Here is a 17,418-nt window from a genome sequence, read left to right on the forward strand (position 1 = left end):
TGTTTGTACAAGTTGACTTGTCCTGTATACTATAGAATAAAAAAGATTGAATTATGCGAGTAAAATTGATGTTTGCATGGCTAATGGTAATGGCCTTGGTTTTAAGTTGTAGTAAGGATGAGACGAATCCTGAAGTAGAAATTAAATTAAATCCATCGAACTTTAATATCTCAGTAAAGGACCTTACCTACAATTCTGCTGAAATTCAGTGGACAGCTTCTCTAATTGCAGATGAATCAAAAATTGTATACGATGTTTACCTAAATGATGAGCTGAAAGCTAAGAATTTGGAGAATTTAAGCTATCGACTTGAAGAATTGGAAGCCGTAACTACTTACGATATAGAGGTAATTGCAAAAAGTACTTATGAAACTCAAGTTGTGGTTTCGTATGCTTTAACGACAAAGGATACCCCAAATCCAGGAGTAATGGCACTGAAAATAGACGAATTATCAACCGATCAAATACAAATTTCATGGGTGAACTCTGATCCAACTCAAAATTTGTCTTATGCAATCTACCTGGACGATGTCTTAAGAGCCGAAAATTTAACCGTGTCGACTTTTACCTTTTCCAACTTGGAAGGGAACAAGTTGTATCATATTAAGCTGATTGGAACAAATGAGTTTAATAAAACAGTTGAAAGTAAACTTGATATTACTACAAATGACTATGCAGAGCCCAGTGATTTTACCCTTTCAGTAGAAAGTGTTACAGGCAATGGAGCAAAAATAGTCTGGGGATCTTCAGAATCTGAAAAGTTGACTTACCGGGTTCTCTTGAATACAGTTGAACATGCTAAAGGCATTGAGATTTTGGAATATGAATTCACATCTTTGACTTACAATACGCAATATACTGCAACAATTGAGGCTACAAATGAGCATGGCAAAACCAAAAGTAAGCAAATTGAATTTACAACTTTGGAAGCTGGTGGACCTGCTGATTTCATGATCTTTATTGAAAATATTAGTCAGGAATCGGCACTTATTCGTTGGGAAACAACAGGTAACAAAGAGGAGGTAATCGCTTATAAAGTATTTGTCAATGGATATTTTAAGGGCGAAGCTTTTAAGGACAATCAGGTTTTGTTAGATCGATTGGAAGCTGGGAAACTTTACCAGCTAAAAATAGAAGCCAAAAATGCCTACAATAAAACATTGGAAAAGACCACCGAGTTCAAGACTCTTGAAGCAGTAATCTTGTCTGATTTTACTATCAGTTCGCAGGAAATAGAACAGACTTCAGCACTTTTAAGCTGGACCGAATGTGTTGCCAGCGATGGCAGTAAGGTGACCTATGATGTATATTATGGAAGTGGATCCATCGCCAAAAGAGGATTGGAGGAAAGACAGTACAAAGCCACTGGACTTCGGGCTGGTCAGGAGCATACCTATAAGATTGAAGCTCGCAGTGAGAAGGTATTATTGCCACGTACTCAAACCATCTCATTTACGACCAAGGCATATGAAGTACCTGGCGATTTTGAATTAAAGGTTCAGGATATTACAACATCCCAGGCAAAAGTGAGCTGGACCAATTCTGAATTGCCATCGGGAGGTGAAATTACCTACGAAGCATACCTAAATGACATGCCTTACACGTACAATGCAAGTGGGAATGCTTTTGTTTTTAAGAATTTGAAAGCCGAAACCAATTATACAGCCAGAATTGTAGCTAAATCTCAAAACAATACGACCAATGAACAGACGATTCATTTTACTACAAAAGCGGAAGCTGTTCCTGAAGTACAACTTGATGTAGCAAATGTTGGGATTCGATCATTTGAATTAAACTGGAAGCTAACGGAAAGTCCATCTTACGACAACTATGAACTTTTTCTGGATGGCAAGTCGATAAAAGCAGGGTATTTTCTAACTTATACCTTCAGCAATCTGCAATCGAACACCAGCTATAAGCTAAAAGTTCTTGGCAAACGTGCGGGCAAAACCTATCAGAAAGAAATCGAAGTAAAAACTTTAGCCTATCCTGAAGCCTTGGATTTCGATATGGTAATTAAGCCAAAATCCTACAATAGAGTTGAGATCAATTTAAATGATTTTCGAGAAAAGAACAGAGATCGATTTGAGGATTTCAGTGAAATGACCTACGAAGCCTATTGGGATGGAGCAAAAGAATCCTGGGGAAAAGGGATAACATCTAAAATTGTAAGGAATTTGGAGGAACAAACGCATTACAATTTTCAACTAATTATAAAATATGCTGATGGAAGCATTGCCCTGGAAAAAAGAGCTGATTTTACAACACCTGAAAATCAGGCTCCTGTTTGGAATAGCGATTTGAGAATAAAACAAACAGGCTTTAGTTTCTTAGAGTTGGAGAATAATTTTGCAACTGATGCTGAAAATTCGAATTTGCTTTATACCTACTACGTGAATGGAACTCCTCTTCAGATGAATATTAATTATGGTGGAAACACAAGAGGTACCGGCCAGATTGAGAGCGGCGTAAATACAAATGATAATGTAATTTTATTAACACACCTGGAGTCAGATACAGACTACAGCTTTTATATTGAAGCAAGGGATCCTCTCGGAAAAGTAAGCCGCAGCAATACCATCCAGTTTAGAACCGCTGTTGATGCCAGTGAGGTTTTTAACATCATGGCAGCTATCGAAACAAATGTGAAAAAAGTTGGTCCGCGTTGGGCAAAAATGGGAAAGATTTCTTCGATGAAAGAAATACGTATCAATTGGACTATTGATGGGGTTAAGATGGAGCGAGGACAGTATATCGATCCTTCAAAAGTGATCGAGCTTGGTGATGATCATTCTTTGATTTTGGATTACAGCCCTTTCTTAAAAGAAAATCCGGATGTTAGTTTAAGTTTCACCCTTTTGATAAAATGGATTGACAACGAAGCTCTTGAACAATCGGAATCAACTCAGATTGTGATACAAGAATAAAATATCATGCTTTCAACTATAACGAATCCCGGTCTTTAATTAGATCGGGATTTTTTTTAAGATGATCAAGTATTTCCTTACCTGAGTGACCAAAATTAATTACTTCTTTGAATCATCCTTATAAGGTCGATACAAGGGTTTGTGCTCCACATCCGGACCTTCGGAATCAAACATGATGGCAATACGAGATACCAATGCGGCCAATATCATATATCCGGCAATAATCTGCAAAGCAACCGTAATGTGCCCCAATAAACTGGCAGGGGCAGCATTCATCGATCCAAAGCCCAAGGTAATCATGGTAACCACCGAAAACGAAACGGTATGTAATGCTTTAATAATGGTATCATTGCTGTTCATGTTGGTAATAATTTCTGGGTTGAACCAATAAATACAACCAAATACCAAAGCTAGTGTCGTAAAAATGTACAAGATTCTCCTTGTAGAGCGTCCATAATCCGAAATCTTCCAAAACAGATGAATAAACATATTCTTATACAACCTTTTCATGAAGCTGCCTGTTTTAAACCACTCTTCCCATCGGTTTCTTCTAATGTTGTAATTTAAGGTATCCATAAGACCCGATCGTAATCGTGCCGAGCTCAAACCTACACTTGTAAAAAGCGTACGCTTGTCTACATCAATGGTATCAATCAAGGTTTCACCATCTACAATTGCAAAGGAAAAATTGGCACTTTCAATTTTCGCGTGATGCAGGTCAGTTCCCTCAATGTGTACATATTTTGCACTTGCCCCTCTCAAATCGGTACCAATCATTCGGCTTTTCAAAAATTCTGTACCATTAATGGTAGCACCTCTCATGTCGGCCATAGTAAAGTTTGTCTTTTTTGCTGATCCATTGCTAAACCATGCCTTTCGAAAATCCGTATCGCGTAAATCACAAGCATCAAAATTTACCAGCGAAAGAAAAGCATAACTAAAATCAGCACAATAAAAATTTATATTACTCAGATTTACCTTTTCAAAGTTCCTGCTGCTAAAATTAACGCCCTGTAAATAGATTCTCTCGTAATGATTCTGCTCTCTCCATCTATCCCATTCTCCAAAATCACCCTTATCGCTACAAGCAATCAGCAATTCGTAGGCTTTCTTATCTACTTTGGCATCAATTTTATCTTTTTTTGCTGCAGGCATTTCAGCACCTTCTCGTTTCGATAAGTCAATATCAATGAAAAAATTCCTTGTGCCAAAAGCATTGGGTATGCTATTGCTTTGAGGTTGCAACTCCTCCATTGTTTCCACCCACTCCTCATTTATCCGATACTTGTACTGGAATGTACCCGATCGCTTAAAACTAATTTTTCGCTCGTAAACTCCATCGCCCTTATCATGTAGCTTCAAAGGAGCCTCTAACCAATTGGTGAAATCCCCCGCTATTTCAACTTTTGATCCTTCCGGGGCTTCAAAGGCGAATAAGATGGTTTTAGATTTAAATAGATTCATGATTTTGGGTTTTAGTTTTTGGGTTTTAGTGATTCATTTATTTTCTGTTGGAATAATGTTTCCTGTACTGTCAAACCAAAGGATGATTTTATCAAACTTTGTTTCGTACCACAACTAGTCTTTTTTATATCTATCTACAACATTATTACTAAGGTTGGCAAAATAGATAATATATTTAATGTTAATGCAATCAAAACAGAAATCAATATAAGTTTTGCCCTGTTCTCAACCTCTTTCTTCTCATTAATTTCATCCACAATCAATTCAGGATCTTCTTTTTTAGAATCAACCAATTTTGTTCCAGCAATTATATCTCCTAATCTTCTTGTAACATTAAACATTGAAATAATTACCTCAAGAGGCCAGATTATTATTGTGGAATTTCGAATTACACATTGCAATTCACTAGCAGGTTCATTTGTTCTTGAATCAACTACCTGATATCCAAAATATCGTTTGGCAATACTTTTACCTTTAAAAAAATCCTTATTTAATATTAGAAATGTAATAAATGAAAAAGGGATAAACCCAATCCACATTGGCAATAAAATATTTACTTCATTTGCATTCGTAATAAGCAAAAACATAGGAATAAAAAGGACAATAAATATTGGAAATACAAGGCCTAACATAAAAGAAAAGTCAAGTAAAACTGAATTTAATCGACGTCCAAAAAAATTCAAAGAGTTTAGTTTATCAAATGATTGTTTCGTAAAAAAATTAAATATTAAAACCTTAGGTATTTTCATTGTGTTATATTTTATTCGCTACTCTTTTTATAAAGGATTTTTAATCATAAACCGGCACATGGTTTAAAACATCAACTCTAAGTATACTATCTCTAAATTCAATTGTGAACAAATTCATCGTGTCAATTTCGATAAGAGCCTCCTTTCCATTATTTACCCTAATACCAATATTAAAAACTTCATTAATATTCTCTATTTCATAAGAGTTTGCAATTCCTGTTGATGCCTCTGTAGCTATAACATCTTGATACTTTAATTTATTATTTACCGTAACACGAACTGTATCATTTTCAAAGCTTGTTTCAAAAAACAGGTATACATTACCATTTCTTTGATATCTTTCATCCATATATTTACGTGCATACCGCTTGACTTTTTTGTAATGATTGTAATTGATATCTATATCATATTGATTTTGATATCTTTCTTTTGAATTCAGATTACAACCAACTAGCATAAGCGTAATCAATATACTTACGAAGATTCTACTTTTCATTTTAAGAGTAATTTATTAGCTCGATTTTATAAAAATTAATAATTACACATCTAATATATTAGCGAACCCCAATTTAACAAGAATACATTTTAAACAAAATCTATATCCTAATAAATTAACATAGAATTTATCAACTTTTCTACATTTTTACCATTTCAAGTCTTTCAGAAAAAAAGTCCCCAATTACTCGGAGACTTTCTATTTTACCATTTAAAGTATAATTTTCCACATGAAGAGCTCACATTAAGAATGGCCTCTACATGGCTAGCTGAGATTTACCACTACAATTATTTCTTTATTGCTTTAAAAGTTCCATTGGGTTGAATCAGGCTAAGTTCTGTATTGTCTTCAGCAAATTTCACCTTATAACCATCCACCCCCTTCAGAAGAAACAAATTCTTATCTGATGCCAACAATTGATATTCCGGTTGCCCCGTAACAAATAGATACAATCCCTTATCTTTTTTTGTATAAACCTTTATAAGCATACCGGCAACTTCATATTCTCCTTCATATGCCTTAAGTTTCGATATATCTACATCTATGACTTCCGGTTTATGAATAAACTCAATAGGATCCAGGCTTGCTTCTAGCTTTAAATTCAAGGCTGAGATTTCACCAGCATCATTCGTACTAAAATTAAACTTCAAGGGTCCAGTTTCGCTTGTATCAATACCATGCTCTGTTACTTCAATTGGATCAAATACATCATAGTGATGATGTTTTAGGTAATAACTATTCCTTTTAACATTGGCGAAGAGTGAATCTCCTTTTACCGATACATTGATTGTTCCGTAGCCAGGATGAAAGTAATCTCCCTTGTAAGAAATGTTCTTATGCGATGGCTTGGTGTTTTGTGCTCTTTGCGAGTTGGATTCCTTTTTTTCCCTGGCTTCTTTTCGTTTCTCTTTTATTTCGGAGTAGTGAGCAAGCCAGTCAAACTTTTTCTCAGCCAACAAATAATCCGAAATCATATTTCGAACCATTCTTGGAACAAATGAAGCATTTTGATTTGCCAGTACAACAATTCCAATGCTATCCGAAGGGAAAAATGCTACATTGGCCGAAAAACCATCTATATTCCCTCCATGCTCTACCCTGTAATGACCTCTATAGGAAGATATCATCCAGCCATACCCATAATTAGACATATGAAGATCAGGATTTTCTTTATCAGGTAAACCACCGGAAATTACTGCCTGCGAACTCATTGCTGCCTTAACATATGACTCTGGCAAAATTTGTTCTCCATTAAATTTTCCATTATTTATCCAAAGCTTCAACCAGTTTGCCATCTCATGTACACTACTGTTAATGCTTCCTGCAGGAGCCATACCTGCAATACGATAATAATCCATTTTACGATTTACACTGTCCTTGTAAAGCTCATAACCAATTGCTTTATTCGTACTTTGCTCCAGCTCCTCAATCGATAAATTGGATCGTTCCATTCCCAGGGGATTAAAAAAACGCTCCCTAACATTCTCTTCCCAGCTTTTTCCCGTAATGCGCTCGGCAATCACCCCTTGAAGAAGAAACATGAAATTGTTGTAATGCCATTTTTGTCGTAAACCAGTAAAAGGTTCATGATACTGAATTCTTTGAATTAAACTATCCTTGCTATAGCTTGGAAATAAATACCATGAAACATCATGCCTTGGAATTCCTGTTTGATGACTCATGAGGTCACGTATATTAATCCCATGATCCAATTCATTGTTGTAGAATTTTAGTTCTTTAACATACTTAATGGGACTATCTTCGAACGATAACTTCCCCTCATCTTTTAATTGTCCTAAAAGTGCACAGGTAAAAGCCTTTGATGTAGAACCAATGGCCAAGAGTGTATTTTCATTCATGGGAATTTTATTTTCCAAATCCTGATAGCCAAAGCCTTTGGCATAAATGGTTTTGTCTCCATGCACAACGGCTACAGCAAAACCAGGTGCCTGTGTTACTTCCAGTATTTTTTCGAACTCTTTTTCAATGCCTTTTAATTTATTATCATTTTGTGCAAGCCCTGCAGATACCATTCCAAGCAGGAACATAAACATTATACAACTCTTAAACATAGCTTATTGATTATTAATTCATTATCATGATGATTCCCAAAAACAATTCTTCTGCTCTATGCAGAATCATCCATTAGAATTACTCACACTAGTTTTTCCCAAAACTGTATATGTAATCCTGGGCACGGATGATGAACAACTTGTCAGAAATGGCAGGAGTAGCCATACAGGTTTCCCCTACTGGATTTCGTGCGATGATTTCAAATTCAGGTCCTGCCTTCACCACGACCACACCTTTGCTTTCACTGGTACAATACAACTTTCCATCAGCCGCCACCAGCGATGCTGTTACCGCACTACATTTTAAGTTTTTTCGGTAGATCTTCTCTCCCGTTTGGGCATCATAACAAGTAAGCAATCCGTTATTGGCCATGGTATACAAATAACCATCATAGGCAATTGGTGATGGCATATAAGTCCCTCCTTTTAAGTATCGCCACTTGATAAATTCTCCTGAAGACAAACTATCCGGAATAGAAATATCCCCATGCCCTCCGGGAATGATGGCATAAACCGGACGAACAGGTGGATATCCTCCCGTTACGTAAATCAAATCATTATACACAACAGGTGTACCCACGGTAACCTCCGAATTTGGTCCCAGTTTCCACAGCTCCTCACCAGTATCCGGATTATAGGCCTTTATGTATTCGGTTCCATTTGTAATCAGCTCATTATGATCTTTGCCGTAATACACAACCGGAGTTCCCCAGGAAGAGATCTCTTCCCGATTGTTTTTCCAAACCTCCTTGCCCGTTGCCAAATCAAAAGCAGCAACATAAGAATCCTTGGATCTGTCAGCCTGAATGATCACGGTATTCTTGTAGATCAATGGAGAAGCAGCATGCCCCCACTGGGTTTCCGACTCGAAAAACCAACCCGCGTCAAGAATTCCCATATCCTTTCGCCAAATCTCATTTCCATCCATATCGTAACATACCAATCCCTCAGATCCATAAAGGGCTACCAGGTATTTCCCGTTGGTAACCGGAGTGGAATTGGCCTGTGTAGCTTTTGGATGTCGCTTCACCTTAGGCACACCCTTATAGGCGGTATGTTCCCAAAGAATTTCCCCCTTGCTCTTATTCAAACAAAAGATTTTCCATACATGATTCGAATTGTCATTAACAGGCTTTACATCACCATATAAACCCACTCGATATTCTGCCGTTGGATCTTCACCTATGGCCGTTATCACATATATCTTGTCCTCCCAAACTACCGGACAGGCATGAGAAAGCCCCGGAATCCTGGTTTTCCATTTCAGATTTAAACCCTTTTCGGCATCCCATCTAACCGGTGGATACTGACCATCGCCATTTCCCTGGCAGTTTACACCTCTAAAAGCAGTCCAGTTCAGCACTTCCTTCACTTCGCCCGTTTCTTCGGTATACTCCGCTTTTACTTCCTCTTTCTTTTCTTCCTCTATTCTTGCAAATTCATTTTGGTAATCGCCATTGCGAAACAGTACGGATACAGCTATATTTTCAACCGTTTTAAAAGTCAACTTGATATTCTGATACTTCACAAACGAAAAAATATTAATCGAATCGTATTGCAATTCGTAAAACTTATCATCATCAAAACTGGCCAGCAGCTTATTCTCCTTATTTTTGATTCTCAACTGACCTTCATTATCAGAATACAAACCAACAAATTTGATGTCTTTATCCGGATTATTATTCTTAATCTTAGGCAATACAGCCCCTGCATCCTTCAGCAATTTACACAGCTCGGTATGATTCATCCCGGTAGCCGTTACCAGGGCTGAATTCAATTTATCGCTCTCAATTTTCGCTTTATCCAACAATAGTTTTACAATCTCAACATGTTCATTGCGCACGGCAAGCACAATGGCATCATTGGCACCAGCTACGTTTTTATCCAGCAATAGCTTCACGATTTCAAGCTTCCCCTCTCTTACACTAAAAGGCAACAACCATTTGGTACTCAAATCAGCACCATGCTCCACCATCAGCTTTATCATTTCGAAGTTGGTTTCATAAAAAGCCCATTCAAAGGGAGTAGATTGATAAAAACGATCCCTGTTGTTTGGATCAGCACCATGTTCCAACAAGAACTTTACTGCCTCAAGGCTATTTTTCTCCACCGCAAAAGTTAAGGCCGTGGCTCCATATTTCGATTTTGTATTTACATCGGTGCCCTCTTCAATCAACTTGGCAAGTGTGCCAATGTCATTGGTCTTGGCTGCCTTAAAAAAAGGGAGATTGTCGGATTGTGCATGAGCTGAGAGAAACACAGCTACCATTAGGAAAATGCTTAGGAATAATCTTTTCTTCATTCTTATAGTTTTTGTAGTTAGTATTCAGGCCCAATACGGATAAATACATTTACACCCCTATTCCTTCTACACATCCTACAAAATATATACTTTCCCTTACACCAAGTAGTATTTTACCGTCTTATAAATTTATGATATATTTTCCCTTTCCTTTACACTTTCCTTAAAGATTTAGTTTTCAGATATCTATTTGGAATAATTCTATGTTTCAAAACCAATATGATACGAAAGATTTTAATTCTTAGAAATTCTGTTCTTGCAACAGCGGCCTTAAGCAGAGAACTATCATCACGGCTTAGCAAAGTACTTTAAATTCAAAGTATCCTTCTTAACCGTTACGATATCTCCATTTTTTCGAACCAACATTTTCTTCGCAATTTCAAACGACTTTAAGCTATCTGGCCTTGCAAACTCTTCATTCAAATTTTCAAAAGAATACGAAGAACTTATATTTACAATCGAATCAGAAAATTCTCCCGAATAATAACAATCTCCTTCATAGTCAGACCAACCTCCTGCCATAAATTCAAATGCACCTCTTTTCTCCAATAGAGAATCTAAAGTACATATTGCAATAAAATTTGTTATTTCACCACAATCATATTGTTGCCCATAAATAACACAAGGATAAAACACACCTATATTAGGTTTTACAGCTATAACATAGCTAGATTTTAAAGCATATGTTTCGTGTATTTTCTTCCCAAATATGGTAGAATCCAATCGAATTAATTTACTTCTATCAAATTCAGATAACTTAAAGCTAGTCTTATCATTATACCTAGCAACTTCTTTTAACTTATTCCATGTCTTCAAACTATCAGGAGGCAATGTCAGGTCAACAATCGTCTTAACAGGTAATTTTATGGCATGCTTTTTAGGTAAGACACCATTTATGATGTCCACAACTTCCTTAAGCGATTTAGTCTTACAATTTTCAAATGACAATTTGGTTTTAAGACCATTTTTAAAATCAACATTCAGCCTCATAAACGAAGATCGACTTTCAGAATAATAACTTTGCTCTTCACAAAAATCTATACTTTCCTCAAATTTATTTTCAATAATAGCAGATACACTTGATAACAAATAAGGATCACTTACCTTGTAAACTAAACCTTTCAATGAATCTAACAATCTAGAAGGTTTTTCTATAACAGATACCGAATCAAGTGTTACCACAATCTTTTTAAAAGCATACGGCACCTTTTTATATTCAATTATTTCAAAAGATTTGATTCTTAAATTTGATTTAACAGACATCAAATTCGCCAAAGAATCAATTTGTCTTTTTTTTATTAAAGTTGAATCGACACCAATGTTCTCGCTGTAGTTTAAACCTCTTTCAACATTATTCGTGTTCTTTCCAGATTCATTTTTACAACCAACTAGCATTAGTGCAAAAATTAATATTAGGTATGTTCTCATATTCTAGTCAACAGTATTTCACATGAATGATCTTTCTTCGCTCTTGACAAATGGATTGATAAAGCCTTTTCCATTCATTACATTAATTGCATTAAAGATTGACACCAAAGCACCAATAAGTAATCCTATCATAAATGGAGTCAACTGATTCACTTTCCAATAAACCCACAAGCCTCCCAAACTGATTCCCAAAATACACACCTGCATACTAAGGACAGCATGAAAATGGTGTGTCATATCTTTCGTTTTATCTTTTCTCTGACGCCAAAGAATCAAGCTTGGAAAGAAGAGAGGCAACAATCCACTTAAATGCAAAAATCCAAGCCAAGTGCTGTGATTTACTTCCTGATCCTTCTTATCATCATTCGTCTCCTCTAAAAATAAGCTGAAATCAACATCCAATGCTTTTGCAATCATCTGAAGTGTATAAGCCCGTGGGTCAACCTCACCATTCTCAATTCGCTGTATGGTTCTTGCACTAAGCTCAGTCTTCTCAGCCAAGTCTTCCTGAGTTAAACCTTTTTTTACCCTTAGTTCTTTGATAAGTTTTCCTGTTTCCATTTTCATTTCGTTTTTGATTTTGAGTCAAATGTCTGACTGATTAAGGTAACTTTCCAACTACAAAAGCACGACATTTACACGACACTCAAAATCAATCCACACATTATCAGCGTTTTGAAAAAATGGAAAAATCAACTAGTATTTAATATTATTACTTATTCTCTTCATTCCCAAATTATAATATTGCTATAGATGATATTATTAATTACTGCTCTTGTCGGGAGTGAACCAAGGTTCTTGCGATATTTTGACGGTGATTTAAACACCATATCCTTCATTAATACAACTTACTCCTTTTGTATTTATTTCTTTTATCATTCACTTTCCACCTGAGTCGTTTAACAAACAAAACCATAAAAATTAACCACAGAGAACACGAAGACGCACTGAGGAACAAGCATTTCTCATCTCTGTGCCACTCTGTGACCTCTGTGGTCAAAACTTTCACCTCACAATGCATAACACAACAATTCGTGAAAATTTGTGCAATCTGTGGTTTAAACAGATGTGTTCTATGGTTTATTTCAAATCATCAAACTTCGCCTTCATGGTAGGATTACCATAGGTCAACTTTTTAATGGTCAAATCATCGGCCTTGTTATTGGCCAAACGCAAATTATTCTCTGATGACAAAAGCGCATCCTTTGTTTTCTGAAGATGAGTAATGGTTTTATCAATCTCGTCAATTGCCGTTTTAAATTTCCTGCTGGCCAGTTCGTAATTGTAGGCAAAACCTTTTCTAAAAGCATCAATCTTTTCTTCGAACTTGGTGATATCCACATTCTGATTCCTCATCATATTCAGCTCCGCCTTGTATTGCATTGAATTCATGGCAGCATTTCGAAGCAAAGTAATCATAGGAATGAAAAATTGCGGACGCACCACATACATTTTTTCGTACTTGTGCGATACATCAACAATACCCGTATTGTAGAACTCATTATCCGACTCCAAAAGCGAGACCAGTACAGCATATTCACACTCCTTATCCTTACGATCCTTATCCAGCTTGGCAAAGAAATCCTCATTTCTCTTTTTGGTAGCTGTTTCATCGTTCTCATTCTTCATTTCGAACATGATAGAGATCACCTCATTTCCTGCCTCATCCGTTTCGCGGTAAATAAAGTCACCTTTACTTCCCCCTCGTGCATCGTTATCCTTCTCGAAATAAGCACGCTGGAAAGCGGTTGCACGCAACTTGTTAAATTCCGATTCGCAATGCTGCTCCAAAGTTTCACCCACCATCTTGGTAGAAAGCTTCTGCTTAAAGTCCTTCAAACGAACAATCTCATCATCCTTCATTTTAATGGTTTCATCCTTGGCAATCAACTGGTTGGTAAATTGTTCCTTTATCGATTTTTCAAGCAGTTCCTTTTCAGTCTCCTTTATTTTCAGATCATTCACCAAATCATCTCTCTGCTTTTCAATCAACCTGGTTGCCTCTGTTACGGCCAATTTCTTCTCCGTCTCTGCCTGCTCTATCTTCGATTTCATCTCAGCAATTTCACCTTCTTTGGTAGCCAATTTCTGGGATAATTCCGTTTCACTTTGGGCCTTTTGCTCTGTCAGTTTCCTGTCCTTTTCTGCCAACTCTTTTTCCAACAGACTTTTCACATTCGCCTCAGCCAGTTTCACCGCATTTTCCTTTTCAGCTTCCTTGCTTTTTAAGCTGCCAGCCAAATCATCCCGTTCTTTTTCAATTTGCTTGGTAGCCTCCGATACCGCCAACATCTTCTCACTTTCTGCCTTTTCAATCTTCGATTTCATTGCAGAAATTTCACTCTCCTTCTCAGCCAACTTCTCCGAAAGTTGCGAATCGCTTTGCGCCTTCAGTTCGGCTAACTTCCTATCCTTTTCGGCCAGCTCTTTTTGCAAGGCATTCTTAATGTTTGCCTCCGCCAACTTTATGGCATTCTCTTTTTCCTGATCTGCCAACAACAACCTCTTCTTCAACTCCTCCTCAAACTGACTGTCTCGAACTTGCTTTAGAATATCCGCAAATCCGGCTTCATCTACTTTAAAGGCTTTCTTACAATTGGGGCAAATTATTTCGTTCATGTGATATCTGTTTTCTTCTGTAATATATTACAACCCTACTAAAACTAAACTGTTATAATTGGTGGTAAAATTAGGCATTTTCCTTTATGCTTACACTATCATGCAATACACGCTCTTCTCACCAAAAATAAAACATTAACACAAGTGTGTTTAAACAACATCTGTACTTTTTCATTGTAATTATTTGTTTTACCCTAAATTACAGGTAATTCCAACCCATTTAACAAACTACAAAGCCACACGAAAGGATTGATTTATCAAACTTCGTTTCGTGCTGCAGCAGGGGTACATGTTGGGCAGTTCTTGCCTCACGGACACTTAGATGTTACCATTAGTTTTTCAAATTCTGTACTTGATTAAGAATTGAAAATATTTGTTATATTCTTTAACTCGGCCATTATGTGTAGAGCCTAATTCTAAAATGCGAGTCAAGCCGTGACTATAACGAATTCCAATGTCAAACTTTTTAAGAATTTTGTAATTCAGCCCGATAATTCCAGATAATTCAAACCGTTTGTCGTAAATGTCTGTTATGTCTATTTTTGAATCATCTGATTTCATTTTTGCACTCAAAAGGTATGAAAATTCAGGACCGATAGAAAAATATAACTTTTCAGTAGCAAATAGCTCAGCTAAAAGAGGAACTTGAATGTAATTAAGTTGTGAATAGTCAAATTCACCTTCTTCCAAAGAATAAAAACTTTCTTTACTTCCTTTTTGTATAAAACCTGGTTCAATTGAAATCCCCCAAAAACCTTTACTTTTATATTCAATAAATGCATTTAGATTTAATGTTGTTTTTGAGTCGTATATTTCTTTACCCAATTCTTTTTTGGATAATCTTTTGTTAGATGAATTAACACCAAACATAACTCCATAGTTATATTCCTGAGCAATAGAACCCAGTGAACTAATTAAAGATAAAGCAATTACAAATACATATTTTTTCATTTTTAATAAAATTTTCATTTACGTGTTTTAATTAATGGTAACGGTTTTGCTAAAATTTTGTGGGCTATTTATTACCGCTACCTTATCAAAACCGTATGCGTTTATTGTTTTTGTTGCATTATCAAGTTATAAGCATCATTAGCCATTAATTATAGCCTTTTATACTAGAGGATTTAAACACTATATCCTTCATTAATACAACTTACTCCTTTTGTATTAATTTCTTTTATCATTCGCTCTTTAGGAATGGCTTTCCAGGCTTTATAAATCTTTGTAAACTCCTCTGTATTTTCATATTCATACACAGCAAACACACCTGAATCATTAACATTATCAATGCTACAAAAGCCGTATGAGATATACTGATTCTTTTCTAAACCATTGATCTCAATCATATCAATGATTTTTGATTTATTTGTTCCATCTCCATTGGAAAACAGTTCTTCAAGCACTATTAAGTGTTTAAAATCATTTGAATAATGAGATAACAGATAATCCTGATCAAGAAGTTCCAAAAGAGTTCCACCATTATGTGTTAATCCATCAAAGAATTTATATTCCACAATATTAGATGATATCGAATCTTTATAAGATCCGAGTTCAATTCTCTTCCATCTTATATCTGGTTCTCTAGCTTCAGGTTCTTGCTTCAGAACCTCACCCAAAATGGCAAACGAAAAAAGGAAAATAAATAGAAAACATTTCATTGGTATTGATTTGAAAACTTGTAATAGCCCTACAAATATTAATTATGCCCACCTCTTCCTTTACAAAAGTGACAGGTCGCTCCGTTATTTAATTTTCCAGATCCATAACAACATGGACATTCGTATTTGTAGGTAGGCTTTATTCCATAGCGTCTATCATCATCACTGTATACATATTCTATACTAAACCCAACGCCATTACATTCCAAACAATACCCATATAATGATGTTCCTGAACCATTGCATTTACTACATGTTACTTTTACTTCTCTCATATTAATAGTTTATTAATTGTTATCTCTTTATAACTTGTTGGCACTAATTGTTATCCCTTTGGTATTCTCTCTTTATTTCTCTCATACCTCAAGAATATTCTCGTGCGATTCTTTTTAGAAATTGATAGCAATAAAATCTCGCACTAGCAGTGGGGCTTCAACATTTGCAGAGCAGTAGCTGCAAGCTTACCCTATCTAGGTATTAAAACATGAGACACAATTGATCAATTGACTTCCATTTTTTAATTCCCTCTATTTCTTCAGTATCTGAATAATCATAAACAATAGCAACGCTATGTCGAGCTCTAGTTATTGCAACATAATATCTAAAGGACTTTTAATTTTTGCAAGAAATTTTTCACTCATACAAGTTCATATCTCTTGTAAAATGCAATTCCGAATTTAACAACAATTATTACCAAACAAAATATTTATCCCAATAAAGATCAATAGAATTTATCAATCCATTATAGATATTGATTGAAAATACAAAAGCCTCTAATCGCCTGAAGACTCAATACAATAAAAAAAGTAAAATTCGCTACGGTTTGTAAGCCATTACTGGTTTCCCTACTGCATCCAATTTTAAACCAATGCTAATATTACTTCAGTACAAACTCCTTTTCCCTTACATTTCCCGGAAAATCGAAAACCAATCATAATTAAATTCCCATTTACATCACAAACAGGCACAAGCACAGAATAAAGTTCTTGATGAAAATTCAGATCTAAAAACAGCAAACAAACTAAACAATAATACCATGTAAATCATCCCATTTACACCTATACTTCTCCTATACTCCTCCTATACTCCTCCTATACTTCTCCTTCGCTATGGCTGTATCACTATTGATGCAACATAAACACATCCTCAAAAAGACAAGCATATGTTAACAAATCACAAGCCAACAAGTCAAGCATTTTAGGGATACCAATAACTATCCCACATGCCACAATTAGGCTAAAAACCCATTAAGTCAAGGCAGTAGTCTCTTGCACTCACTTCACCTGGGCTAGAATGATCTTTGCCCTTCAGGCAAAACTCCCAACCTCAATATTTGTAGCGATCGGCATCAGCTACGCAAGTGGGGCCCCATAGGCAGAGAAAGCGGCAAATAGAAATGCTGTCGAACGAAGAATGAGTGAGACTATCTATTTCTATTCGCTTTTGAGCCGTGATGGGTCACTGAGGAGATGCGCCGTAGATTCTTGGCTTACTTTCTCATCAATGGAACCGACCGAAGGGAGCTCATGAATGCCCGTGAAAATTATAAATGAATAAAAAGTAAGAGCCCGTCTGGCTTGAAGACAAGTTAGAATAAAGTGTTTTCTTTACCATATCACCTCACCTCAATCCTCTTCCCGATATTAATCGGGACAGGCTCTATAGGAGAGGAAGTTGTGCAAAAAATAGAGCTTTATTTGATC

At 36.1% G+C, this 17,418-nt stretch carries 11 protein-coding genes; 1 reads left to right on the top strand and 10 read right to left on the bottom strand.

The genetic code is table 11. The features are described 5' to 3' along the window. The first annotated feature begins 53 nt into the window (after positions 1–53). Positions 54–2,927, top strand: a complete 2,874-nt coding sequence (locus tag NQ163_RS16275; RefSeq protein ID WP_268191392.1) for a fibronectin type III domain-containing protein — start codon at positions 54–56, stop codon at positions 2,925–2,927. Positions 2,928–3,026: 99 nt separating this feature from the next. On the opposite strand, the gene NQ163_RS16280 is transcribed toward NQ163_RS16275, so the two are convergent. The 10 genes from NQ163_RS16280 to NQ163_RS16325 all read right to left on the bottom strand — a co-directional run bounded on the left by NQ163_RS16280 (position 3,027) and on the right by NQ163_RS16325 (position 15,715). Further along, positions 3,027–4,391, bottom strand: coding sequence for a pentapeptide repeat-containing protein (locus NQ163_RS16280; protein WP_268191394.1), 1,365 nt, complete (start codon positions 4,389–4,391; stop codon positions 3,027–3,029). Positions 4,392–4,525: 134 nt separating this feature from the next. Further along, complete coding sequence (locus NQ163_RS16285; RefSeq protein ID WP_268191395.1) at positions 4,526–5,140, bottom strand: RDD family protein; 615 nt, start codon at positions 5,138–5,140, stop codon at positions 4,526–4,528. Between the two features lie 40 nt (positions 5,141–5,180). Then, positions 5,181–5,636: a hypothetical protein gene (locus NQ163_RS16290; RefSeq protein WP_268191396.1), complete on the bottom strand. Its 456-nt coding sequence runs from the start codon at positions 5,634–5,636 to the stop codon at positions 5,181–5,183. Between the two features lie 287 nt (positions 5,637–5,923). Further along, positions 5,924–7,684 carry a serine hydrolase gene (locus tag NQ163_RS16295; protein WP_268191397.1) on the bottom strand — a complete coding sequence of 587 codons (1,761 nt, stop codon included), beginning with the start codon at positions 7,682–7,684 and terminating at the stop codon, positions 5,924–5,926. A 112-nt stretch (positions 7,685–7,796) separates the two neighbouring features. Continuing rightward, a complete protein-coding gene (locus NQ163_RS16300) occupies positions 7,797–10,010 on the bottom strand; it encodes an ankyrin repeat domain-containing protein (protein WP_268191398.1) in 2,214 nt (737 codons plus the stop codon). 288 nt (positions 10,011–10,298) lie between these two features. Next, complete coding sequence (locus NQ163_RS16305) at positions 10,299–11,438, bottom strand: hypothetical protein (RefSeq protein ID WP_268191399.1); 1,140 nt, start codon at positions 11,436–11,438, stop codon at positions 10,299–10,301. 18 nt (positions 11,439–11,456) lie between these two features. Then, the gene (locus NQ163_RS16310) at positions 11,457–12,005 is read right to left on the bottom strand and encodes a helix-turn-helix domain-containing protein (RefSeq protein ID WP_268191400.1); all 549 of its coding nucleotides are present in this window, start codon (positions 12,003–12,005) and stop codon (positions 11,457–11,459) included. 513 nt (positions 12,006–12,518) lie between these two features. After that, positions 12,519–14,057, bottom strand: coding sequence for a DUF2130 domain-containing protein (locus tag NQ163_RS16315; RefSeq protein ID WP_268191401.1), 1,539 nt, complete (start codon positions 14,055–14,057; stop codon positions 12,519–12,521). A gap of 339 nt (positions 14,058–14,396) precedes the next feature. Then, complete coding sequence (locus NQ163_RS16320; RefSeq protein WP_268191402.1) at positions 14,397–15,026, bottom strand: porin family protein; 630 nt, start codon at positions 15,024–15,026, stop codon at positions 14,397–14,399. Positions 15,027–15,181: 155 nt separating this feature from the next. Further along, positions 15,182–15,715: a hypothetical protein gene (locus NQ163_RS16325; protein ID WP_268191403.1), complete on the bottom strand. Its 534-nt coding sequence runs from the start codon at positions 15,713–15,715 to the stop codon at positions 15,182–15,184. Positions 15,716–17,418: the final 1,703 nt, after the last annotated feature.

Source organism: Marinifilum sp. D737 (genome assembly GCF_026672275.1).
In the GTDB taxonomy this organism is placed as follows: Bacteria; Bacteroidota; Bacteroidia; order Bacteroidales; family Marinifilaceae; genus Marinifilum.